The organism is Streptomyces sp. NPDC051677 (assembly GCF_044453465.1).
Taxonomy (GTDB): domain Bacteria; phylum Actinomycetota; class Actinomycetes; order Streptomycetales; family Streptomycetaceae; genus Streptomyces.
Window position 1 is genome coordinate 1 of sequence record NZ_JBITCT010000007.1, and the last position, 23,481, is coordinate 23,481.

Here is a 23,481-nt window from a genome sequence, read left to right on the forward strand (position 1 = left end):
GATCACCGGCAGGACGTCCTCGGCCCCGGCGGGCCTGACGATCCGGGCCCGCACACTCCCCGTCGGCCCGCCCGGCACGGTGATCCACTCCTCGTCGACGGCGGCCTTGGCGATCTCACCGGACTGCACCTCGTCGACCGCCTTGCGCCCCTCCGCCGGGGACAGGTCGAACAGGTACGGCGGGTTCGCGGTCGCCTCGACGAAGGACTGGGCAGCGGGTTCGAGGACCGGCGTGACCGGTTCGACGACGTCGGACATGGCAGCTCCTGCTGTGATCGATGTGCATGCGCTTTGCTGCCGGTCACGCTAAATGCGGACTGTGACCGGGAATTGCCCACCTGTGCACCACACGTGTTCCGACAGCGCACGGGAAACGGGCTTGTCGAGCACCGGAAACGGGTTTGCATCGGGGCACGGAATGCGTGGCCCGCGCGTCATGTCCCGCCGCCTCCCGTCATGTCCCGCCATTCACGCGGGGACATGCCGTAGGCGGACCGGAAGACCCGGCTGAAGTGCGTGGCGCTCAGGAAGCCCCACCGGCCGGCCACGGCCGCGATGGTCCGGCTCCCGCGCCCGTACCGCATCAGGTCGCGTCGGCACTCCTCCAGCCGGCGGCGCAGGATCCATCGGCCCACCGTGGTGTCCTCGTCCTTGAACAGCTTGTGCAGGTAGCGCACGGAGATGTGGTGGGCGCGGGCGATGGCCTCCGGGGAGAGGTCCGGGTCGGTCAGGTGCAGTTCGACGTACTCCATGATCCGCACCAGCGCCGGAGGCCGCCCGCCCGGCGTGCCCGGCGCCCCGTGCGTGTCCGTGCCCGACTGCTCGGCGGCGAGGGTCGCCAGCAGGTTCACGGCGTTCCAGGCGAGCATCTCGCCGACCGGGGGCCCGGCCTCGGCCGCGGTGCGGGCCAGGTCGGACAGCAGCGGCGACAGCAGCGCGCCCATCCGGGAGCCGCCGGCGACCGGCGTCCGCGCGATCCGGGCCGTGTCGTGCCGCGTGAGCCCCAACAGCTCGCTCGGGACGAGGAACACCGTCGCCCGGCACCCCGCGGCGAAGTCCAGGGCGGGGGCGTGCCGGACGTCGTAGAAGCAGATGTCGCCGGGGGCGAGGTGGAGGGTGAGGGGCCGGGGGTCGGGAGCGGTGGCGCGGCCTCGCAGTCCGACGAAGAGGTACTCGCCGCGGTCCTGGGCGAGGAGCCGGTGCGCGGGGTGCGGCCGGCCCTCCGCGGGCAGCCGCGCCGGGGTCCACCCGCTCTGCTCGCCGGTGCGGATCTCGACGCCCGGGGACGGGAGGCTGGAACGGCCGGCGGTACTCGGGACGTTGCTCGTGGCGTTGCTGGTGGCGCTACTGGTGGTGGGCATCTTCCGCCGTTGTCTCGGGGGGACGGTCACGTGCCCGGACGGTAGGTCGGCGGATGTGCAAAAAGAGTGACAGTGGTGTGACGGCGCCTCCCCGTCCTGTGGTCGGCCTGTCAGTTCGCCGCGTGCCGCTCGTTGCCGTCGGCCAGTTCGGCGGCGAGGGCCCGCAGCAGGTCGTGCAGGGTGTAGCGGCCCGGCGTGGGTTCGGCGAGGAGGTGGGATTCGGCGAGGTGGGCGAGGAGCAGCCGGGTCCGGCGGACGGGCAGCCCGCTGAGTGCGGCGGTCGTCGCGGGGGTGAGGTCGGGTCCGGGGTGCCGGGGGAGCAGCCGGAACAGGCGCGCGGTGTCGTCCGGCAGCCGACGGTAGGAGCTCAGGAAGGCCGGGCGCAGGGCGGACAGCGCGTCGAGGCCGCCGTGGACCTCGCGCAGTTCGGCGGCCACCGCGGCGAGCGGGACGTCGGGACGGCCCACGGCGTGCGCGGCGACGGCAGCCAGCGCCAGGGGCAGCCGGCCGCACCGGGCGACGATCTCGTCGGCGGCCCGGGGTTCGGCGGCCGCCCGTTCGGCGCCGATCCGCCCGGCCAGCAAGGCGCGCGCGTCCGCGGCGGACGGGGGCGCCAGGCGCAGCGGGCGGGCTCCCGAGGCGACCAGTCCGGGCAGGGCGTGGCGGCTGGTGACCAGCGCCATACAGCCCTGCGCCGCGGGCAGCAGCGGTCGCAGGGATTCGGTGCAGAGGGCGTCGTCAAGGATCACGAGGACCCGCCGGCCGGCGAGCAGGGTTCGGTACATCCCGGTCAGGGCGTCCACGCCGTCCGGCATGCGCGACGCGGGCGCCCCGAGCGCCGTGAGCAGTCCGCGCAACGCGTCGGCGCTCTCCACGGCGGGCCCGGCCGGATCGAAGCCGCGCAACGCCACGTACAGCCGCCCGTCCGGGAAGCGGTCGGCGGCCCGGTGCGCCCAGTGCAGGGCGAGGGCGCTCTTGCCGACGCCCGCCATCCCACCGACCACCACGACCTTCGCACCAGCACCGGCATCGGCACCGGCATCGGCGCAGGCGTCCAGCCACGCCGACTCGGCCGCCCGCCCGACGAAGGAGGGGGCGGGCGGGGGCAGTTGGACACTCCCGAAGTCGGGGACAGGCCCGGCCGCGGCCGGCGCGGGGGCGGTGACTGCGTTGCTCTTGCCGACCTCCACGGCCTCCGTCCGACGGCTCACCTCCTGGCGCAGTACGCGCGTGTGTGCCGCGGCCAGTTCGGCGCCGGGGGCGATCCCCAGGTCCCGCTGGAGGCGTCGGCGTACGTCGTCGTACGTGCGCAGGGCTTCCGCCTGCAGTCCGCAGGCGGCCAGGACCAGCACCAGTCGGGCGTGCAGCGGCTCGTCGAGGGGGTCGTGCGCGGCTGCCCGGCGCAGGGCGGGCAGGACCTGCTCGGCGCGCCCGCACAGCAGCGCCGCGTCCGCCGCCGGCCGGGCGGTGTCCAGGAGCTCGCGTTGGACGGCGGTGAACCGGACGTGCTCGCGCACGGACGCGGGGATCCCCATCGCCACCTGCCCGCGCCACTCCCCCAGTGCCAGGGCGAACGCCCGGGCCGCGGTCTCGGCCCGTCCGGTGGCGGCCGCCCGTTTGCCCTGCCGGGTCAGGTCGCGGAAGCGCAGCAGGTCGACCTCGTCGGTGGCCGCGTCCAGGAGGTAGCCGCCGGTGCGGCGCCGCAGACGCCGGCCGGGAGCGCGGGGCGGCAACCCCGGTTCCAGCAGCCGCCGCAGCCCGCCGGCGTAACGCCGCACCACGTTCGGCGCGCTGGCGGGCGGTCGCTCGGCCCACAGCGCGTCGAGGATCTCGCTCATCGGCACGGGCCGCCCGGCCTGCGTCAGGAGCAGGGCGAGCAGGGCTCGTTGCTGGGGGAAGCCGACGTCGAGCTCCTGTCCCTCCCGCCACACCCGTACGGGCCCCAGGACCTCGAACCGCAGCGCCTCACCCGGCACCGACGCGACCGTCCCGTGCGTTCAGCCGCGCCTCGACCCGCTCGGCGTCGGGGTGGTTCAGGGCCTTGAAGAGCGTGCGGGCCTGTCTCCAGGCGGTGCGGGCGCTTTCGTGGTCGCCGGTGGCGAGGTGGGTGTCTCCGAGCCGGACGAGGGTCTCGGCCTCGACGTAGGGCACGCCCAGGTCTCGCAGCAGGGCGAGGGCGTTGCGGTAGCCGAGGATGGCGTGCGGGTGGCGGCCGAGGTGGTGGTGGGCGTAGGCGATGCTGTCCCAGGTGGCGGCCTGGCCGTAGCGGTCGCCGAGTTCCTGGAGCATGGCCAGGGCTTCGAAGCAGTGCGTCAGGGCCTGCCGGTACTCCCCGAGCAGGGCGTGGTACCAGCCGACCGAGTTCAGGACGCTGGCCTGCGCGGCACGGTCGTCGAGGGTGCGGAACAGGGCGAGGGCGCGCTGGTTGTGGCGCAGGGCGCCGGGCAGGTCCCCGCGCTGCTCGCTCTCCCAGCCGAGGCTGCGGTGGGTGTGGGCGCGGCCGGTGTCGTCGCCGAGTTCGGCGAAGAGTTCCAGGGCCTGCTCCAGCCGGGGAACGGACCGGGAGTGCAGACCGAGTCGGCCCTCCACCCGGCCCAGTCCGCGCAGGCCGCGGGCCTCCAGCGCGGGGTCGGCGAGCCGTCGGGCGGCGTCGAGCGCGGTGCGCTGCACGGTCAGCCCGTCGTGCCAGTGGCCGCGCCGGTCGAAGAACGGCTCCAGGGACCAGGCCAGTTGGCAGGAGAGACGTTCCTGCGTCGGCTGTCCGGACGCGGCGGCCGTGTCGACCACGGCGAGCAGTACCGCGTGTTCGGCGGTGAGCCAGGCCAGGGCGCGGTCGTCGTCGCCCAGGGGTTCGGGGTGCACGCCCTCGGGCGCGGGCGGCGGGGGCAGCGGGTCGGCGTTGGGGGCGAGGAGCCGGTCGGCGGCGTGGGCGGTGTGCAGGTAGTGGTGGTGGAGCCGGTGCAGGGCCTCCTGCCGGTCGGTCTCGGTGTGCTGCTCGTGGACGAGTTCGCCGGCGTGGGCGCGCAGGAGGTCGTGGAAGGCGTAGCGGGCGGGACTGTGCTCGGTGACGAGGTGCAGCCCGGTCAGCTCGGCCAGCAGCGGCCGGACCCGGTGCACGGGCCGGCCCGCCAGGGCGGCCGCGGCGGGGAGGGAGAAGTCGGGGCCGGGGTGCAGGGCGAGCAGCCGGAACAGCCGGGCGGCCGCGGCCGAGACCGCGCGCGAGGACCAGGAGAAGACCGTGCCGACGTCGACGGAGGCGTCGGAGCGGGCGAAGGCGTCGAGGCTGCCGTGTGCCTCGCGCAGTTCGGCGGCCACCGCGGCGAGGGGGAAGTCGGGGTGGACGACGGCGCGGGCGGCGACGCAGGCGAGGGCGAGGGGCAGCCCGGCGCACAGTTCGCCTATCTCGTCGGCCGCGTCCGGCTCGGCCGCGACCCGCTCGGCGCCCAGGCGGCGGACCAGGAACGCCCGCGCCTGACCGGCGTCGAACGGACGCAGGGTCAGGGAGTGGGCGGCGACGAGCCCCGAGAGTTCGTCGCGGCTGGTGACGATGGCGAGACAGCCGGGCGAGCCGGGCAGCAGCGGCCGGACCTGCTCGGTGTCGCGAGCGTTGTCCAGCACGACCAGGACCCGTCGGCCGGCGAGCAGGCTGCGGTACGGCGCGCTCTGCGCGTCGACCCCGTGCGGCACGCGTTCCGGGGGCACACCGAGCGCGTCGAGGAACCCCCGGACGGCCTCCCCCGGTTCCATGACGGCGCCGGACGGGTCGAAGCCCCGCAGGTTGACGTAGAGCTGCCCGTCGGGGAACCGCTCGGCCACCCGGTGCGCCCAGTGCACCGCGAGGGTGGTCTTGCCGACGCCCGCCATACCGCCGATGGCACTGATCACCACGGTCCTGGGCAGCGCCACGTCCGCGCCGAACATCCCGAGGACCTCGTCGAGTTCGGCGCGCCGCCCGGTGAACACGGGGATGTCGTACGGCAGTTGGGCGGGCGGCAGAGCAGAAGGCGGGTGCGCGGGGGACGGCGCGGCGGGCGCCGGGGGTTCGCCCACGGACGCGGTCGTCCCGTCGGGGCCGGCGCCGTCCCCCGCCTCGTGCGTCCCCGTGGGAGGCGCCTGCCGCAGGACCGTGTCCCGCGCCTGCCGCAGTTCCGCCCCGGGGTCGATCCCCAACTCCTCGGCCAGCCGTGCCCGTACGGTGTCGTACGCGGCCAGTGCCTCCGGGCGGTGGCCGGCCGCCGCCAGCGCGGCGACCAGTGCGGCCTGCAGAGGCTCGTCCAGCGGGTGCCGGGCAGCGGCCTGTCGCAGTTCGGGCAGGACCACGTCCGGCGTCCCGGCGCGCAGGGCCGCGTCCGCCGCTTCCCGCAGGGCGGCGAGCCGCTCGCGGTCCACAGCGTCGAACACCGGGTGTGCGCGGGCCTGCGCCGGGACACCGTCGGCGACCGGTCCCCGCCACAACGACAGGGCCTCGGTGAGGAGTTCGAGGGCCCGCGCGGGTGACCGTTCCGCGATCCGGCGCCCTTCTTCCCGCAGTGCGCGAAACCTCGGCAGATCCGAGGAGTCGCCGTCGGTCACCAGCCGGTATCCGCCCGCGTCCCGCATCAGCCAGCGGCCCGCCGCGCGGGCGGGGAGGCCGGGCTCCAGGAGTCGGCGCAGCGAACCGACATGCCGTCGGACGACGTTGACCGCGCTGTGCGGCGGAGCCGCTCCCCACAGCACGTCCACGATCTCGGCCAGGGCGACCGGCTGCCCGGCCCCGACCAGCAGCAGGGCGAGGAAGGCACGTTCCTGCGGCCCGCCGAGGTCCAGTTCCACGTCACCCCGACACACCCGCACGGTCCCCAGAACCGCGAACCGCACCGGCTCCAGCGGCACGCCGGCCCCCTTCATGTCTTCCGTCTCCGAGCGTCCCCCCGCCCTCGACTGTACGTCACGGAAAACACACAACCTAGGTTCACTAGCATTCAACCTAGAGGCACTAGGACGACTGAGCTCCATCGGTCCCCACCTGCCTGACGCAGAGCGCCCTCTCAGGGGTGACGCGGCTTGCGATTCCTTCAGTGCCGGTCGTCCGGCCCGGCGGGAGCTCTTCTGCTTCGCGGTCGGGTTGTGGGCCCAGCGGCCAGGCTGCACGGTGTCACGTCTGGCACGGGTCCTCAGCACCGGCCATCGGTTGGGCTTCTTGATCGCCCGTGGGCAGTCCCGGCGGTGGCCACCTCGGCACCCCGGCCTGCGCGACGGCGGATCAGAGTACCCAATGGCGACGCTGAACGTCCTCTTCTGAACGACGGACGAACTCGACATCCGTTCCTAGGAACTGAGCGGGAGTGAGTCCTGTTGCCGGGACTGCTGCTCAGTCGCGTGCCCCGAACGGTGTTGGGCATGCTGGTCGCCCGCTTTCGCTCCGCTGCCGGGCGGCACGCATCTGGTGCGTGGTCCGGGAATGCGGGGGCGGGGTCCCTCACGCCGCCGGGCTTCCGGTCGGGCCTGGACGGTCCGATGCCCGTAACGATCGCTCTGGTCGTTTCGGGGCGGTGCCGTCCGTCGCCTGATCGGATGCCCGAGGGCGCGTCGCCCGATCGCGATGCTTGCCGCATCGCGCCGGGACACTTGGCGGGTGGGGGTGGTCAGTGGCTGCTGCCAGTGCTGGGCACTCAACGAGAGGTATAAGCGGGGTCCACCGCGACGATGGCCAGGTTCTGCCCGGCGGCCATGGAGACCAGCCGCGCCTTCAGTTTCGCGGTGGGGAAGCGGGAGATCAGACGGCGGAAACGCTTGTTGCGACCGTGCTTCTCCCGGCTGGTGCCGTGAGTGAAGTCGAGGTCCTCGATCGCGATCGCCGCGACTCCACAGCGTCGCCCCGGCCGGCCGACGTCCTCGGCGACTTCATGTGACCCACGCCCGCACAAGCCGCCGGGGTCCGGGACGGCTTCGCCCCGGACCCCGGCAGCCGCACGGGTGATCCCCTGTCAGCAGGTGCGGCCGGTGTAGTGGGCGCCCTGGATCTTGCCGGCCGAGCCCAGCCAGGACCTGCCCGGTCCGACGCACCGCTCGTAGTCGGGCGCCATGGCGACCTCGACCTTGATGACCACGTTCGAGCCGTCGGACGTGCAGTGGTTGTAGAAGGCGTCGGAACCGGTCTCGTAGAAGCCGCACGGGTTCGCTGCCGCGGGGCTCGCGGCGGCGGCGGTCACCGCGCCCAGAGAGGTGAGCACGAGAGCGACGGAACCGAGGGTGCTGAGCACCGTACGACGAACACGCACAGCGGAACTCCTTGCTGGATATGAGGCATCAGGGCCGGATATGAGGCATCCGGGTACATGCCGGATGCCTGCCTCAGGATCGTGGCGTCGTCCTCGAAGATGACCGAATGCCACACGTCTTCACCCCGGGAATCGTTTTACCTCTGCGCCGTTGGGGTGATTCTCCGCGAAGGGCGAATCGGCGGCGCGGAGCGTGGGCAAGGCGGGCCGGTTCACCCGGGTGAGCGCCCCGAGTGGTGGCGGAGCGCGGACTGCCTGACGGTGGATCACGTCGGGCCGGGTCACGTCAGCTGACGAAGTGTCGGCTGCCCGGTCGTGACGGAAGGACCATCAGATGCGTTCTGCTCGCATGATCCTGGCCACCGCGGCGGCCACGGCCGCTCTCGCCATCGGCGCCCCCGTCCACGCCGCCGACGGGGACTGGGACCACGACTCCTCCTCGTACAGCAAGGAGGACGACTCGTCGTACAACAACGACGAGGACTCCTCGCACGGCAAGGACGAAGACTCCTCGCACGGCAAGGACGAAGACTCCTCGCACGGCAAGGACGAAGACTCCTCGCACGGCAAGGACGAGGACTCCTCGCACGGCAAGGAGCACGACTCCGAGCACGGCAAGGAGCACGGCAAGGGGGACCACGACAAGCCCAGCGGCGGCATGCACACCGGCGGCGGCGCGCTGGCCCTGGCGAACGACAGCAGCGACCGCGGCGCGAAGGACCCGAAGTACGACCCGGAGACCTACAAGGACCACGACAGCGAGCACGGCAAGTCGGACTCCTGGAGCGGTGACAAGGAGGAGTCGGGCGGCTGGAGCAAGGAGCACGACAAGCCCAGCGGCGGCATGCACACCGGCGGCGGCGCCCTCGCCACGCCTTCGGTGACCGCGGCCGGTCTCGGCATCCTCGCCGTCGCCGGCACCGGCTTCTACGCCCTGCGCCGCAAGAAGACGGTGGGAGGTGTGGCCTGACCCATGCCTGATGCGATAGCAGCCGCGGCCGCCACCTCTGCCCCCCGGTGGCGGCCCGGCCGGCTTCCCGCCCCACGGCCTCTGTCGAGGCGCCCTCTTCGCCCGTACACTGACAAATCAGCGGTGTGCGGGCGAAGTTGACCGGGGGGAGCCACCATGTCGGGGGATCAGTACGACAGATACGACAACACCGGCGGTTACGGCAACACCTTCTATGTCCCGCCCATGCCCGCGGCCCCGCCGCCGGCCCCGGCGGACGGTGTGCGGGCGGTCGCGGCGGCCGTGCTCAACCTCAGCGGTCTGGGCCTGGGGTACGCCCTGATGCGCCGCTGGGCCCTGACGGCGCTGTGCTGGATCGCCACCGCCGTCCTGCTGTTCGTGGCACTGCCGGCCGACCCGGACGGCGTCCCGGCCTTCGCGATCGTCCTGTACGTCGCGTTCCTCGTGGCGGTGGCGGCACACGCTGCGCGCCTGGGCCTGCGCACCCCGCTGGCCGGGCTCCGGCAGGCGCCGCTCGCGCTCGGACTCGGACTGCTCCTGCTCGTCGTGCCGGCCGGGGGCGCCGTGCTGTACGACGACGCCCGGGACGAGGCGACGCAGCAGATGCTCCTCGACCGGCTCGACGAGGCCGACCGGCTGGTGCAGGCCGCCGGGGAGAAGGACTTCTCCACCGCCCAGGCCGACTACCGCAAGGCGCTGGGGGCCTACGCGGATCTCAGGGCCGACCATCCCGGGTCCCGGGCGGCCGAGCGGGTGCCCGCGCGGATGAAGACCTTCTACACGACGGTCGGCGCCACCTTCGAGCAGGGCAACTACTGCCAGGCGATAGAGCCGTTGACGTATCTGCGCACGGTGCCCAAGAGCCTGCCCGACACGGACCTCGCAGAGCTGAAGTCCTGGCCCGACGACCGCCTGGCCACCTCGCTGTACGAGTGCGCGTCAACGGCGCTCACGGCCGGTGGGGACACCTGGGCCGCACAGTTCGGGAAGCTGCTGACCACGTTCCCCGAGTCGGAGCAGGCCGCGAAGGCCGAGCCCGCGGTGGCCGCCGCCGTCGCCCGGACGGAGAAGGGCCTGCGCGGGGCGGAACCGTGCTCGGCGGTCGAGCGGCTGCGCACGCTCGGCTCGCAGATCGTCGCCGTGCCGTCGGAGCGGGCGGAGGTCGGCGCCGCGCTGGACAAGGACGCCCGGCGGGCCGACGCCAGCGCCGACAACGGCACGTACGCCTGCGGCGTGGACCAGTACCGGGACGGCGACTTCGAGTCGGCGCAGACCACCATGACCAAGTGGGCCTCCGACCACAAGGCCGCCAAGAGCGCCGCCCTGGCGAAGAAGATCGCGATAGCGGCGGAGATCGCCCAGACGGTCCCGGCCGCCGGCAAGACCCTGCCGACGACCCGGCAGGGCGGCAGCATCTCGGTGACGGTGCAGAACGACAGCCCCGACGAGATCACCGTCCTCTACACCGGGCCGGTCACCGGCAGCTTCACCCTCAAGGGGTGCGGCAGCTGCAAGGCGTACTCCATGATCCGCACCATCACCCGGGGTTTCGAGCCCTGCAGCGACAGCAGCAAGAACTATCCGGAGCGCACCATCAGCCTGCCGGTCGGCACCACCTACTTCCTCCACAAACCGATGAACGACAGCCTCTCCTCGCCCGCCTCCGACACGGCCAAGCTCGAATCGGGCTACATCTACACGGAATGCGCCTACACGACGCAGAGCCTGGGGTCGACGTCCTGAACGGGGCGTGAATGACAGGGGAATTCCGGCCGCTGAATTTCCGTCAATAGGCGAATGCGTTACCTGTGGGCCACATGTGACGGGTGGTATGGTGCGCCGGAATTCTCTTGTGCAGTGCCCCCACACGAAAGCCTTGAGACAATCCATGAACGACATAACGGCGGAAACCCCTGTGAACTCTTTTGTCCCGGGCGGTCGCCGCCGGCACCGCAGGACCAAGCAGAGCAGCACCGGCGTCCGGCGGGCGATCGTGCTCGCGCTGGCCGTTCCCGTCACCTCCGCCGCCCTCGCCGGCCCTTCGGCGTTCGCCGCCGAGAAGGGCATCGGCGCCACGGCCAAGGACACCGCACCGGGCCAGGGTCTGGACGCGGACGACCAGCAGATGATCACGAATCTCGAAACCCGGGTGCTCGACCAGCGGCTGGGCGCCAACGTCAGCGGCGTCGTCCTCGACGCCGACTCGGACAACACGCTGTGGGACCACAACGGGGCGACGGCGATGATGCCGGCGTCCAACGTCAAGCTGGCCACGTCGACCGCGGCCCTGACGGTCCTCGGCCCCGACCACCGGTTCACCACGAAGGTCGTCTACGGCAACGGCACCCTGACCCTCATCGGCGGCGGCGACCGGACGTTGACCACCGCCGACCTCGCCGAGCTGGCCAAGACCGCGGTCGCGGGGCTCAAGGCCGCGGGGCTGACGTCGGTGAAGGTCGCCGTGGACGACAGCCTCTTCCCCGAACCGACGCTGGCCAACGGCTGGAACACCGGCTACTACCCCGACTCGGTCGCCCCGGTGCGGGCGCTCGTCGTCGACGGGCACGGCGTGCAGGACACGTCCCTCGACGCCGGGCAGGTCTTCGCCCAGCAGCTCACCACGGCCGGCGTCACGGTCGACGGCGCCGTGGCCCGCGCCACGGCGAGCAAAGGCGACGTGCCGGTCGCCCGGCACAGATCGGCGCCGCTGTCGGACATCGTCCACACGATGCTCAAGACCAGCGACAACAACATGGCCGAGACCCTGCTGCGGATGACCGCGCTGGGCGCGGGCCGCCAGGCCACCTTCGAGGACGGCACGGAGGTCGTGCGCCAGGTGCTGAGCCTGCGGTACGGGGTGTCGCTCGACCACTTCGAGATGTACGACGGCAGCGGCCTGTCGCGGGCCGACCGCATCCCGGCCGCCACCCTCGCGGACATCCTCGAACTGCTGACGGAACCCCGCTACGCCCACACCCTGGGTTCCATCCTCGACGGCCTGCCCGTCTCCGGTGAGGCCGGCAGCACCCTCGGCCCGGAGTGGGGCCGCTTCGACGACGTGAACTCCAAGTGCGCGGTCGGCAAGGTGCACGCGAAGACCGGCACCCTCACCGGCGCCATCGCGCTGAGCGGTCTGACGCAGGGCAAGGACGGCAAGTGGAAGGTGTTCTCCTTCATCGAGAACGGTTCCACGGCCAACCCGAACGACATCAAGGACGCCATGGACGGTCTCGCCGCGACCGTCAACGGCTGCTGGGCATAAACGACCGGGGTCCCTGCCTTGAGAAAAGGCAGGGACCTCTTCGCGCCTCACCCATGTGATCCATACCACAAGAAAACGGTGCCGTTTCGATGGGCCCGGGAGCTACTCTGGCTACCAAGTGAACGAAACCGTTTCGTTCATAAGAGGCGTTCGCCCCCACCACATGGAGAACGACAGCCATGGCCTCCGTACTCGTCGTCAACGACCAGTCCCTCCAACGCCTCGGTCTGCGCATGCTGCTGGCCGCCGAGCCCGACCTGACCGTCGTGGGCGACACCGCGAGCGGCGCCGAAGCGGTCCGCATGAGCGCCGAACTCCGTCCCGACGTCGTCCTGATGGGCAGCCACCGTCCCGAGACCGACGACATCGCCACCATCCGCCGCATCGCACGCCCCTCACACCTCGCACCGGTCCGCAGTGCTTCCGCGGGGCCGGACGGACATCAGCCGCGGGTGCTGGTCCTGACCTCCACCCATGACGAGGGGTACGCCTACGCCGCCCTGCGGGCGGGCGCCGGCGGATTCCTCCTCAAGGACGCCACCTCCGACGAACTCACCGCGGCGATCCGCGTCGTGGCCGCCGGGGACGCCGTCATCACCCCCGAACTGACCCGCGCCCTCATCGACACCGTCCGCCAGCAGCGCGCGCCACGGCCGCGCGAGCGGGCGATCGGGCTCGACTCCTTCACCGAGCGCGAGCGCGACGTCCTCGTCGCCGTCGCCTCCGGCTGGTCCAACGCGGAGATCGCCGCCCGGCTGTCCATCGCCCCGACCACCGTCAAGTCCCACGTCAGCCACATCCTCGCCAAGATCGGCGCCCACGCCCGCGTCCAGGCGGTCGCCTTCGCCTACGAGTACGGCCTGGTACACCCAGCGGCCTGACCCGCCCCCGCCGGCGGCGAGCGCACACGGCCCCGTACCCGCTCTCCGGGTACGGGGCCACGGTCGGTACTAGTCGCGGGCGCGTTGGTGGACGCGGGCCAGGAGGAGGTTCGGGTCGCGCTGGGTGAAGTACGCGGCGCTGGTGACGTAGGCGGTGCGGCCGCGGACGGCCACGGCGGTGGGGTTGTCCAGGCCGTCCTGCTGGGTAAGGACGATCCGGTGGGTGCCGTCCGGGCGGACCAGGGCGACCTGGCTGCTGACGATCAGGGCGGCGAGGACGGTGTCCCGGTGCCGTTCGACGAAGCCGAAGTCGTCGATCCCGTCGAGGCCGGTCGCCCGGGTCTCGATCGTCGCGGCGGAGCCGTTCTGGCGTACGGGGATGCGCAGGAGCGTCGCCGCGTCCGAGTTGGAGACCCACACGGCGTTGTGGTGGAACCTGAGGCCGTTGACCCCGACGCCGGCCGCGGGAGGCGCGGTGCCGGGTTCGAGCTCGGCGCCGGTGGCCCAGGCGACGGGTTCGCCGCCGGAGCGCGGGACGCGCCAGACGGTGCCCAGCACGGAGTCCGCGGCGTAGAGCACGTTGCGGCGTTCGTCGAGGGCGAGGCCGTTGGGGAAGCCGTTCGGCGGCAGTTCCGCGATCTGCCGGGGTGCGCTGCCGTCGGGGTCGATGCGCCAGATCCCGGTCCTGTCGGTGCCGGTGGCGTAGTTGACGTAGAGGGCGCCGTCATCGGCGCGGGCGATTCCGGTGACGACGGCCGCGCCGGTGACGGGGGTGTTCGGGTTCGCCACGGCGGGCAGCGTCGCGAGGATCCGGGTCCGGCCCTCCCGGGTGACGTTGGCGACCTGCCGGGCGAAGGCGAACGTCAGGTCGGCGGAACCGTCGGGTTCGAGCGCGATGTTCTCGGGTGTCTGGCCCCGGGCGAAGTCGAAGTGGGCGACGACGCGCGGGTCGGAGACGGTCGGCTCGCCGCCCACGGCGGGAGCCGCGGCGAGCAGGCCGAGGGCGAGAGCGGCGGCGGTGACGCCCGCCAGGCGTGGGAGTCGGGGCATGGACTGCGGGACCTCTCCGTGAGGGGAGCGGGGAAGCGCCGTCGTGCGGCGGCCAGACGACCATGGCGGTGTCCCGACGGCGCCCGCGGCTGTCGCGGCCGGGAGTTCGCCCGCGTGGCCCAGGGCATGGACCCGGCTGCCGCTCACGCGGGTGACGCGACATGCAGCAGACTGTGCGGTGCGGACGACCACTCACTCAGAAGGAAGCACAGCGTGATCATCTTCGGCACCAAGGGATACCTCTATCAACTGGCGATACTGACGCTGCTGTGCGGCCGGTGCGGGAACCCGGCCGCGCACACCCTCAGGAAGCGGGTCACGAAGTTCACGCTGTTCTTCGTGCCGCTGTTCCCGATCTCGACGAAGTACGCGACGCAGTGCACGTTCTGCGGCGCCGAGCAGAAGGTGACGAAGGAGCAGGCGGACCAGTTGCTCGCGCAGGGCGCGGGCGGCTTCGGCGGGCAGCAGCCGTACGGGCAGCCTCAGCAGCACCAGCAGCCGTACCAGAACTGACGGCTCCACGGGGCGCTGACGGTTCTCACGGGGTGCTGACGGTCTTGTCGCTCACCGTGTGAGTCCGGCCTTGGCGCAGGCGGCCCGCAGGTCACGGGTGCAGATCTGGCCGACGGTGTACACGCCGTCCCCGACGAGGGTCGGCCCGATGTCGGGGGCGGTGACCGCGGTCGGGGTGAGCAGGACCGACGGGATGTCCTTGGTGGTGGGGCTGTCGATGGTGGTCGTGGCGCTGTCTCGGGGATCCTCGCCGCGTCCGACGGCGACGGCCATGGCGGCGACGGCGGCGGCCTCCTTGTCGAACGGCTTGTACACCGTCATGTACTGCTCGCCCTTGACGATGCGTCGCACGGCGTCGAGGTCGGCGTCCTGCCCGGTGACGGGCGGGAACTTCGTGACGCCGGCGCTCTTGAGGGCGGCGACGACGCCGGCGGCGATGGAGTCGTTGGCCGCGAGGACGCCGTCGATGCGGTCCGGGCCGAGGGCCGCGATGGCAGCGGACATGTTGGCGTGGGCGTTCTGCGTGCTCCAGTCCTGGGTGTCGTAGGAGCGGGCGATCCTCGCCTTGCCGGTGAGGACGGACAGCGCGCCCTTGCGGTACCAGGCCGCGTTGGGGCTGGTCGGGTCGCCGTTGACCATGACGATGTCCGGGCGCCCGGTCTCCTCCTTCAGGGCCGTCAGAAGTGCCTCGCCCTGGAGCCGGCCGACCTGGAAGCCGTCGAAACTGACGTAGCCGACGATGGGGCCTTCGGCGAGGCGGTCGTAGGCGATGACCGGGACGCCCGCCCGGCGCGCCTCCTGGATCGAGGAGCGCAGCGCCCGGGTGTCGGCGGCGTCCAGGATGATGACCTTGGCCCCCTTGGTGACCATGGAGATCAGCTGTCCGCGTTGGCGGGTCACGTCGTTCTCGGCGTTGGCGTACTCCATCGTGCACGTGGGGCACAGCTTCTTCACGTTGGCCTCGATCAGCGGCCGGTCCGAGTGTTCCCAGCGGGGGACGGCGCGGCTCGGGAGCAGCAGGCCGACGGTGAAGCCTTCGCTGCCCGTCTCGTGCTCTCCTCCGCAGGCGGCCAGGGGCATCGCCAGGAGTGCCGCGGCGACCACGGCGACGAGGTGCCTGCGTGGGATCCTCATGGCGCACCCCCTGGTACGGCGATCTCGCTCCACACCTGCTTGCCGCCGGCCACCGGGACCGAGCCGAAGGACTCCGACATCGCCTCGACCAGCATCAGGCCACGGCCGCCGGTGGACTCCCAGTCGACGATGACGGGCTTGGCGGGTGCGCGCGGCGAGGCGTCGCTGACGCCGACGCGCACCCGGTCGCCGCGCAGCACAAGGTCGAGGCGGACCGGGCCCTGGGTGTGCACGAGGGCGTTGGTGACGAGTTCGGAGACGACGAGCAGGACGGCGTCGCCCGCCTCCTGGACCTGCCAGCGGCGCAGGGTGCGCGCGGTGAAGCGGCGGGCGTGCATGACGGCGTCGGGCAGCCGCCACACCATCCAGCCGGCCCGGATCGGGCGGGTCCTCATGCCGTCGTAGCGCAGGAGCAGCAGCGCCACGTCGTCCTCCCGGCGGCCGACGTCGCCGAGGAGTGCGTCGGCCATCCGGCCCAGGTCTTCGGGGTCCGCCGCGGCCAGTGCGAGGCGCGTGCGGTGCATGCCCTCGTCCAGGGGCAGGTCGGAGGCCTCGACGAGGCCGTCGGTGACCAGGGCGAGGACGGCGCCGGGGGCGAGTTCGACGGATGTCATGGGGAACTCCGCTTCCGCGAGGATGCCCAGCGGGGGCCCGCCCGCCACCTCGACCTCCTCGGTGGATCCGTCGGGATGGCGCAGCAGGGGGGCGAGGTGGCCGGCCCGGACGAAGAGGATGTTGCCCTCCTCCATGTCCAGTTCGGCGTAGCAGCAGGTGGCGAACAGGTCGGTCTCCATGGCGACGAGGAGCCGGTTGGCGTGGGAGACGACCACGTCGGGCGGGTGGCCCTCCATGGCGTAGGCGCGGACCGCCGTGCGCATCTGGCCCATGATCGTCGCGGCTCCGGCGCTGTGGCCCTGGACGTCTCCGATGACCAGGGCCACCCGGTCCTCGGAGAGGGCGATGACGTCGTACCAGTCGCCGCCGACCTGGAGGCCTCGTCGGGCGGGCAGATAGCGGGCGACCGCGGTCCCGCCGGGCAGTTCGGGCAGGCGCCGGGGCAGCAGGCTGCGCTGGAGCATCGTCGCGAGCTCCTGCTCGGCGTCGTGCGCGTGGGCGCGCTTGAGGGCCTGGCCGACGAGGGCGGCGGTGGCGGTGAGCAGGGACCGTTCCTCGGGGACGAACTCGTGCGGACGGTCCCAGCCGACCAGGCAGACGCCGGCGACCCGGTCCTTGGCGGGGAGCGGCAGGACGGCGAGGCCGCCGGTGCCGATGCCGGCCAGGCCGGGTTCGAGCTCGGCGCCGGCCGGCCACAGGTCCATCCGGCCGTCCCGCAGGGCCGCCCGCAGGGTGGGCAGGGCGCGCAGCGGGGCGTCGGGCCATTCGGTGCGCCATTCGGTGCGCCACGCCTCGGGCCAGGCGGTGGGCTGGGGCGGGTCGAGGACGGTGACCATGAGGCGGTCGTCCTGGAGCGCGGCGAGGGCCACCCGGTCGGCGGCCAGCGGCTCGCGCAGGGCGGAGACCACGACGCGGCCGACGTCGCGGACGGTCGCGGCGTCGTCGAGGGCGGCGGTCAGCCACTGGATGCGGGCGACGTCGTCGCTGCCGCGGCGCAGCACCGGGGTCGCCGTCACCACGCCGAACACCTGTTCTGGCCGGTCGCCGGTGGGAGCCTGGACCCGGCAGCTCAGGCTCAGCCAGCGCATCTCGCCGGTGGGGCCGCGGACCCGGAACTCCAGGTCCCGTCGGCCGAAGTCCTCGGCGGACGGCTCCAGGACCGACATCAGGGCGTGCATGTCCTCCGGGAGGGCGTGGGCGAGCAGGGTGTCGGCCTTGCCGTCGAAGTCGTCCGGGGTGATGCCGACGAGTTCGAGCAGGGTGTCGTCGGCCTCGATCAGGCCGGTGTCCGGGAAGAGGGCGAAGGAGCCGACGCGCAGGCTGCGCAGGGCGGGCGCGAGCAGTTGCGTCGGCCGGGGCGGGTCGGCGCCGGGCGGGAGGAGGGCCGCGACGGCGTCGGCGTAGCGCTCCAGGAACCGGCGTTGCTCGCTCTGGAAGCCGTCCGTCGAGGCTCCCATGACGAGGAGGCAGCCCTGTCGTGCGCCCTCCGGGCCGAGGGGCAGCGCGGCGAGCGGGGTCTCGGCGGTGAGCCAGAGCGGTCGGTCGACACGGAGGGCGCGTGCCGGGGGCGAGTCACCGGACAGGGGAAGCTGCTTCGGCGGCCCCGACCCGGAAGGGGTTCCTCCGGACGTGTCCACCAACCGAAGCTCATGGTTGCCGGCGTCGGGCGCGTAGACCGCGGCCAGTGTCGCTCCGGCGAAGGTCAGGGCCCGATCGAGGCATGTCCGCAACGTACCTCCCGTCCTGTCGCAGGTGCCGACAGGTTGAGATCGGGGCACCCACCCACCAGAATCGCATATAAGGATCAACCGAACACATTCACCACATACCAACCTTATTGTCGTCTACGGCAGGTAGCACCCATGAAGGCCTGCATACGGGACACGGCCGCCACCGTGACCGCCGTGTCCACCGCGATCGTGCTGGCGGCCTGCGGGGCGGACACCGGGAACGATCCCGACGGGGCGAACGGACCGCGCATCGGTCTGCTCCTGCCGGACGCCACCACGGCACGCTGGGAGGCGCAGGACCGTCCCCTGCTGGAGAAGCGGATCAGGGAACTGTGCGACACCTGCGCGGTCGAGCACGCCAACGCCAAGGGCGACGTGGCCCTCCAGCAGGAGCAGATGGATTCGATGATCACCAAGGATGTCGACGCGATCGTGCTGGTGGCCGTGGACGCCCGTTCGCTCGGCGCCGCGGTCAGCAAGGCCCACGCGGCGGGCATCCCCGTCATCGCCTACGACCGGCTCGCCGAGGGCCCCATCTCGGGGTACGTCTCCTTCGACGGCGTGGAGGTCGGCCGGCTCCAGGGCCGGGCGCTGCTGAAGGCGATGGGCGCCAAGGTGCCCGGCGCCGAGATCGTCATGATGAACGGCGACCCCAGCGACCCGAACGCGAAGGCGTTCAGGGACGGCGCGCTGTCCGTGCTCGGCGGGAAGGTGAAGATCGGCAAGGCCTACGACACCCCCCAGTGGCGGGCCGAGACCGCGCACATGAACATGTCCGGGGCCCTCGCGGCCCTCGGCGCCGACTCCGTCGACGGCGTCTACGCGGCCAACGACGGCCTCGCCGGCGGGAGCATCTCCGCCCTCAAGGCGAACAAGGTCGACCCGCTGCCCCCGGTCACCGGGCAGGACGCCGAGCTCTCCGCGCTGCGGCGCATCGTCGCCGGCGACCAGTACATGACTGTCTTCAAGCCGTTCAGGCCCGAGGCCGCCGCCGGCGGGGCCATGGCGGTGGCCGCGGCCCGCGGGCAGAGCCTGGGCGAGGTGGCCACGGGCCAGGTGCCGACGCGCGGCGGGGACGCGGTCGCCTCGGTCCTGCTCACCCCCGTGCCGGTGACCGTCGACAACATCCGCAGCACGGTGGTGAAGGACGGCCTGCACACGGTCGCGCAGATCTGCACCCCGCAGCTCCGGGCCGCCTGCGCGAAGGCCGGACTGACCTGAGGCCGCACCGACCGGACGCCGCATCCCCCGACGCCCCCGAGAAGGAGTTGGTTTCCGTGCCGGATCCCCCCTTGCTGGCGCTGCGGGGCGTGTGCAAGCGCTTCGGCGTCGTCGAGGTCCTCACGGACATCGAGCTGGAGATCCACTCCGGGCAGGTCGTCGCCCTTCTCGGGGACAACGGGGCCGGCAAGTCCACTCTGGTCAAGGTGATCTCCGGGGTCGCCCCCGCCGAGAAGGGCGTCATCGAGTGGCAGGGCCGACCGGTCCACATCAGACGCCCGCACGACGCCCGGGACCTCGGCATCGCCACCGTCTACCAGGATCTGGCGCTGTGCGGAAACCTCGACGTCGTGGGGAACCTGTTCCTCGGCCGGGAGCTCCGCCGGTTCGGGTTCCTCGACGAGGTGGAGATGGAGCGCCGCACCAGACAGCTGCTGGAACGCCTGACCAGGCGGCTGCCCGATCTGCGCGGCCCCGTCGTCTCCCTCTCCAGCGGCCAGCGGCAGACGGTCGCCATCGCCCGCTCGCTGCTCGCCGGACCGCGGGTCCTCCTCCTGGACGAACCCACCGCCGCGCTGGGCATCGAGCAGACCACCGAGATCCTGGACCTGATCGACCAGCTGCGCGACCGCGGGCTGGGCGTGCTGCTCATCAGCCACAACATGGGCGACGTGAAGGCCCTCGCGGACCGCGCCGCGGTGCTGCGTCTGGGCCGCAACAACGGGTTCTTCGACGTGAACACCGCGTCGCACGAGCAGATCATCTCGTCCATCACCGGCGCGACGGAGAACGTGCCGCGCCGGCCCGCCGCCCGGGAGGCGGGGTGGTGAGCCGCGTGCGGGCCGTCGGCCGTGCCCTGGAGAGCGGGGTCGCGGTCGTCCGGCACAAGCTGAGCGCCGGCGAGCTGGGGTCGCTGCCCGTCGTACTCGTCCTGGCCGTCGTGTGGATCACCTTCCAGTCCCTCAACGAGAACTTCCTCTCGCCCCGCAACCTCTCCAACCTGAGCGTGGACATCGTCGGGACGGGGTTGATCGCGGTCGGCATCGTCTTCGTGCTGCTGCTCGGCGAACTCGATCTGTCCGTCGGCTCGATCAGCGGCCTGGCGGCGGCCGTCTTCGCCGTGCTGAACGTCAACCACGGGGTGCCGGAGTGGCTGGCGCTGGTCGTCGCGGTGCTCGCGGGCACCGTCGCGGGGACCGTCCAGGGCTATTCCATCGCCCGGACGCGGGTGCCGGCGTTCGTGGTCACCCTCGCCGGGCTGCTCACCTGGAACGGCCTCATGCTCGCCATCCTCGGGGACAGCGGCACCGTCAATCTCGACGAGGACGGGCTGGTCGCCGAGCTGACCAGTTACTACTTCACCGATGACGCCGTCGCCTACGGGCTGGCTGCGCTCGCCGCGGGCGCGGTCTTCCTCACCCTGGACCGGGACCGGCGGCGGCGCAGGGCCGTCGGCATGCCGCATCGCTCGCTGCGCGCCATCGTGGTGCGCACCTGCGGGCTCGCGGTGGTCGCGTTCGCCGTCGCCTATCTGCTGAACCGGTTCCAGGGCCTGCCGCTCGCCCTGCTCATCTTCCTCGTGGTGGTGGCCGGCCTCGACGTCATGCTCCGCCGTACGCACTACGGACGGCAGGTCTACGCCCTCGGCGGCAGCATCGAGGCGGCCCGTCGTGCCAGCCTCAGCGTGACGGGGGTGCAGACCGCGGTGCTCGCGGTCTCGGGCACGATGGCCGCGATCGGCGGCCTGTTCCTGGCCTCCCGCATCACCTCGGTGAGCCAGAGCTCGGGCTCCGGGGTGCTGCTGGTCAACGCCATCGCGGCGGCCGTGATCGGCGGCACCAGTCTGTTCGGCGGGCGCGGCACGACCTGGTCGGCGGTGCTGGGCATGCTGGTCATCCAGTCGATCGCCTCCGGCATGGCGATCACGGACACTCCCCCGGCTGTCCAGTTCGTGATCACGGGCGGGGTGCTGTTCGCCGCCGTGATCATCGATTCGCTGTCACGACGCTCCCAGGAGGCCCATGGACGGGCCTGAGGCGGTACTCGTCGGGTTTCTGTGACTCGGGACGGCCCGAGTTTGCTGAAGTGACCGCGGGGACCGATGATTTTGGTTAAAGTTGCACCACTTTTGAACGCGGCCCCGCCGACGCGTCGTAGTGAGGGGTACCGGCGCGTCACGCGCGAGACGTTCCAGCAGCGATTGGACGACCTTGCCGAACAACTCACCTGCGGCGGAGGGACAGAGAAAGTCCCTCACCCGCAACTGGCCAGTGGGCAGAAGGCTTCGGGCCGTTCTGCTGATTCCGGTGCTCGTCGCCCTCGTCCTCGGGGGGGTGCGGGTGAAACGTTCGGTCGACACCTGGCAGGACGCCGACGACGCGGTCCGCGTGGCCGAACTGGTTCAAGCGGCCAATAAATATGCCAGCGATGCGATCAACGAGCGCGATGTGTCGGTCATCCCGCTGGTCAAGGACAAGAAGACATCGGACGCGGTCGTGCAGGCCCGGAAGGTCACCGACGCGGACGCGAAGGCGTTCAGCGCGGCCGTCGACCGTATGCCGAAGACCGCCGGACTCCTGCGGCGCGTGCAGCTGGTGCGCGAGGGTGAGAAGCAGCTCGAAACCGTGCGGGGGGCCGCCTTCACCTCCCGGATGTCCGGGGTGCAGACGGAGGAGAGCTACCACACCGTCCAGCACCCCCTGATGGAGATCTCCAACGAACTGGGCTTCGGCAGCAGCAACCAGGCGAGCTACGGCCGCACGCTCTACGCCGTGTCCCTGACCCAGGCGGCCGAGTCCCTGATCCGGTCCATCGGCACCCACCTCCTGGTGGAGGACCGCGCCGGACTCGCCCGGGGCGAGCTCCAGTCACAGCTCGCCTCGTTCCGCTCGTACGCCTATCTCGAACAGGTGGGGCTCCAGGAGTACGCGGGCGCCGGCACCACCGGGGACATGGCGCGGCTGCAGAAGGCGCTGGTCGCCGCGGAGGCGCGCGGCAAGGAACTGACCGCCCAGGCCGCGGCGCAGGCCAAGGCGGCGGGTCGGCCGTTCGTCGCCCCGCCCGGCATCGACAAGATGGTCACCGAGATCTCCACCGGCAAGCCGGCCGCGGAGCTCGCCGCGCAGGGCATCACGCCCGAGTCGTTCTTCGCCGCGTCCACGCTGGGCTTCGACGCCTACCGGGGCATCCAGGTGAACCTCACCGACACCGCGCTCGCCAGCGCCCAGGACATCGCCGACGACGCGCGCCGCGACGCCATCATGAACGCCGCGCTCGTCCTCGCCGCGGTGCTCGTCGCCTTCCTGCTCGCCGCCTGGGTGGCCCGCACCATGAGCACCGGCATGCGCCGGCTCAGCGCCTCCGCCATCGAGATCGCCGGACAGCGGCTGCCGAGGATGATCGACCAGATGTCCCAGACCGACCCCGGCCAGGTGGACACCCGGGTCACCCCGATCCCGATCCACACCACCGACGAGATCGGCGAGGTCGCCCGGGCCTTCGACCACGTCCACCGCGAGGCCGTCCGGCTCGCCGCGGAACAGGCCCTCCTGCGGGGCAACATCAACGCGATCTTCACCAACCTCTCGCGCCGCAGCCAGTCCCTGATCGAACGCCAACTGGCGCTGATCACCAGCCTGGAGGACAACGAGGCCGACCCGGAGCTGCTGGAGAACCTCTTCCGGCTGGACCACCTCGCGACCCGTATGCGCCGCAACGGCGAGAACCTTCTGGTGCTCGGCGGCGAGAAGCCCGCCCAGCAGTGGGACCAGCCGCTGCCGCTGGTCGACGTGATCCGCGCGGCCTCGTCGGAGGTGGAGCAGTACGAGCGCATCAGCTTCGCCGGCATCCCCGAGGCCCACATCCACGGCCGGGCCGTGACCGACCTCGTCCATCTGCTCGCCGAACTGCTGGAGAACGCCACCGCGTTCTCCTCCCCGCGCTCCGAGGTGCGGGTGACCGCGGTCCGGCTGCCCGACGGGCGGATCATGGTGGAGATCCACGACGAGGGCATCGGGCTGGAAGCGGACGACTTCGCGACCCTCAACCACAAGCTGGCCAACCCGCCGACCGTCGACGTCGACATCTCCCAGCACATGGGTCTGTTCGTGGTCGGCCGACTCGCCGAACGGCACGGCATCCGCGTCCAGTTGCGCCCGTCCGGCGAGCGGTCCGGCACGACGTCCCTCGTCATGCTGCCCGACACGGTCGCCCAGCGCTCGCCGGACGCCATGCCCGACTCCGACACGCTCGCCCTGGCCCTGGTCAAGAGCGTCCCGCAGTCCCGGCACGCGGACGCCCTGGCCGGGTTCGGCGGCCAGGACTCCGGTGACGCCTTCACGGACTACGAGGCGTGGCAGGACGAGGCGGCGAAGACACGGCCCGCCGAGGAGCCCCCGGCCCCGAACGCCCGCCCACGACCGCTCCCCCGCCGCGCCCCGGGGGGCCGCGGCCGTCGTCCCCGGTAGCCGTCACGCACGATGCCC

The 23,481-nt window shown here is 72.2% G+C and carries 16 protein-coding genes and 2 pseudogenes; 9 read left to right on the plus strand and 9 right to left on the minus strand.

What is annotated here, in order from left to right; translation table 11 throughout:
- From ACIBAF_RS09920 to ACIBAF_RS09945, 6 genes and pseudogenes are all read right to left on the minus strand, one after another.
- Positions 1-258: pseudogene (locus ACIBAF_RS09920) on the minus strand (esterase); the annotation flags it as partial.
- Between the two features lie 176 nt (positions 259-434).
- Positions 435-1,361, minus strand: coding sequence for a helix-turn-helix domain-containing protein (locus ACIBAF_RS09925; RefSeq protein ID WP_399462664.1), 927 nt, complete (start codon positions 1,359-1,361; stop codon positions 435-437).
- A gap of 110 nt (positions 1,362-1,471) precedes the next feature.
- A complete protein-coding gene (locus ACIBAF_RS09930; protein WP_399462665.1) occupies positions 1,472-3,337 on the minus strand; it encodes a BTAD domain-containing putative transcriptional regulator in 1,866 nt (621 codons plus the stop codon).
- Entirely contained in the window at positions 3,327-6,248 is a 2,922-nt protein-coding gene (locus tag ACIBAF_RS09935) for an AfsR/SARP family transcriptional regulator (protein WP_399462666.1), read from the minus strand. Before ACIBAF_RS09935 ends, ACIBAF_RS09930 begins: the two co-directional genes overlap by 11 nt.
- Before the next feature lie 420 nt (positions 6,249-6,668).
- Positions 6,669-7,216, minus strand: a pseudogene (locus tag ACIBAF_RS09940) (IS200/IS605 family accessory protein TnpB-related protein); the annotation flags it as partial.
- Between the two features lie 111 nt (positions 7,217-7,327).
- Positions 7,328-7,621, minus strand: coding sequence for a DUF6355 family natural product biosynthesis protein (locus ACIBAF_RS09945; RefSeq protein WP_399462667.1), 294 nt, complete (start codon positions 7,619-7,621; stop codon positions 7,328-7,330).
- Positions 7,622-7,955: 334 nt separating this feature from the next.
- Between ACIBAF_RS09945 and ACIBAF_RS09950 the strand changes: the two genes are divergently transcribed.
- The 4 genes from ACIBAF_RS09950 (at position 7,956) to ACIBAF_RS09965 (ending at position 12,734) form a co-directional block, all read left to right on the plus strand.
- Positions 7,956-8,591 carry a hypothetical protein gene (locus tag ACIBAF_RS09950; protein ID WP_399462668.1) on the plus strand — a complete coding sequence of 212 codons (636 nt, stop codon included), beginning with the start codon at positions 7,956-7,958 and terminating at the stop codon, positions 8,589-8,591.
- Between the two features lie 156 nt (positions 8,592-8,747).
- A complete protein-coding gene (locus ACIBAF_RS09955) occupies positions 8,748-10,334 on the plus strand; it encodes a hypothetical protein (RefSeq protein ID WP_399462669.1) in 1,587 nt (528 codons plus the stop codon).
- 145 nt (positions 10,335-10,479) lie between these two features.
- On the plus strand, positions 10,480-11,853 hold the full coding sequence (dacB, locus tag ACIBAF_RS09960) for a D-alanyl-D-alanine carboxypeptidase/D-alanyl-D-alanine-endopeptidase (RefSeq protein WP_399462670.1): 1,374 nt from the start codon (positions 10,480-10,482) through the stop codon (positions 11,851-11,853).
- A gap of 179 nt (positions 11,854-12,032) precedes the next feature.
- Entirely contained in the window at positions 12,033-12,734 is a 702-nt protein-coding gene (locus ACIBAF_RS09965; protein ID WP_399462671.1) for a LuxR C-terminal-related transcriptional regulator, read from the plus strand.
- Between the two features lie 69 nt (positions 12,735-12,803).
- On the opposite strand, the gene ACIBAF_RS09970 is transcribed toward ACIBAF_RS09965, so the two are convergent.
- The gene (locus tag ACIBAF_RS09970) at positions 12,804-13,784 is read right to left on the minus strand and encodes an SMP-30/gluconolactonase/LRE family protein (protein WP_399462672.1); all 981 of its coding nucleotides are present in this window, start codon (positions 13,782-13,784) and stop codon (positions 12,804-12,806) included.
- 213 nt (positions 13,785-13,997) lie between these two features.
- Between ACIBAF_RS09970 and ACIBAF_RS09975 the strand changes: the two genes are divergently transcribed.
- The gene (locus ACIBAF_RS09975) at positions 13,998-14,297 is read left to right on the plus strand and encodes a zinc-ribbon domain-containing protein (protein ID WP_399462673.1); all 300 of its coding nucleotides are present in this window, start codon (positions 13,998-14,000) and stop codon (positions 14,295-14,297) included.
- 51 nt (positions 14,298-14,348) lie between these two features.
- On the opposite strand, the gene ACIBAF_RS09980 is transcribed toward ACIBAF_RS09975, so the two are convergent.
- Positions 14,349-15,431 carry a substrate-binding domain-containing protein gene (locus tag ACIBAF_RS09980; protein ID WP_399462674.1) on the minus strand — a complete coding sequence of 361 codons (1,083 nt, stop codon included), beginning with the start codon at positions 15,429-15,431 and terminating at the stop codon, positions 14,349-14,351.
- The gene (locus ACIBAF_RS09985) at positions 15,428-17,776 is read right to left on the minus strand and encodes a SpoIIE family protein phosphatase (protein ID WP_399462675.1); all 2,349 of its coding nucleotides are present in this window, start codon (positions 17,774-17,776) and stop codon (positions 15,428-15,430) included. Before ACIBAF_RS09985 ends, ACIBAF_RS09980 begins: the two co-directional genes overlap by 4 nt.
- A 132-nt stretch (positions 17,777-17,908) precedes the next feature.
- Here ACIBAF_RS09985 and ACIBAF_RS09990 point away from each other — a divergent pair, with 132 nt between their 5' ends.
- The 4 genes from ACIBAF_RS09990 to ACIBAF_RS10005 all read left to right on the plus strand — a co-directional run bounded on the left by ACIBAF_RS09990 (position 17,909) and on the right by ACIBAF_RS10005 (position 23,463).
- A complete protein-coding gene (locus ACIBAF_RS09990) occupies positions 17,909-18,997 on the plus strand; it encodes a sugar ABC transporter substrate-binding protein (RefSeq protein WP_399462676.1) in 1,089 nt (362 codons plus the stop codon).
- A 47-nt stretch (positions 18,998-19,044) separates the two neighbouring features.
- The gene (locus ACIBAF_RS09995) at positions 19,045-19,827 is read left to right on the plus strand and encodes an ATP-binding cassette domain-containing protein (RefSeq protein ID WP_399462677.1); all 783 of its coding nucleotides are present in this window, start codon (positions 19,045-19,047) and stop codon (positions 19,825-19,827) included.
- On the plus strand, positions 19,821-21,032 hold the full coding sequence (locus ACIBAF_RS10000; protein WP_399462678.1) for a sugar ABC transporter permease: 1,212 nt from the start codon (positions 19,821-19,823) through the stop codon (positions 21,030-21,032). The genes ACIBAF_RS09995 and ACIBAF_RS10000 overlap by 7 nt, the downstream gene beginning before the upstream one ends.
- Positions 21,033-21,267: 235 nt before the next feature.
- Positions 21,268-23,463, plus strand: a complete 2,196-nt coding sequence (locus tag ACIBAF_RS10005; RefSeq protein ID WP_399462679.1) for a nitrate- and nitrite sensing domain-containing protein — start codon at positions 21,268-21,270, stop codon at positions 23,461-23,463.
- The last annotated feature ends 18 nt before the right edge of the window (positions 23,464-23,481 follow it).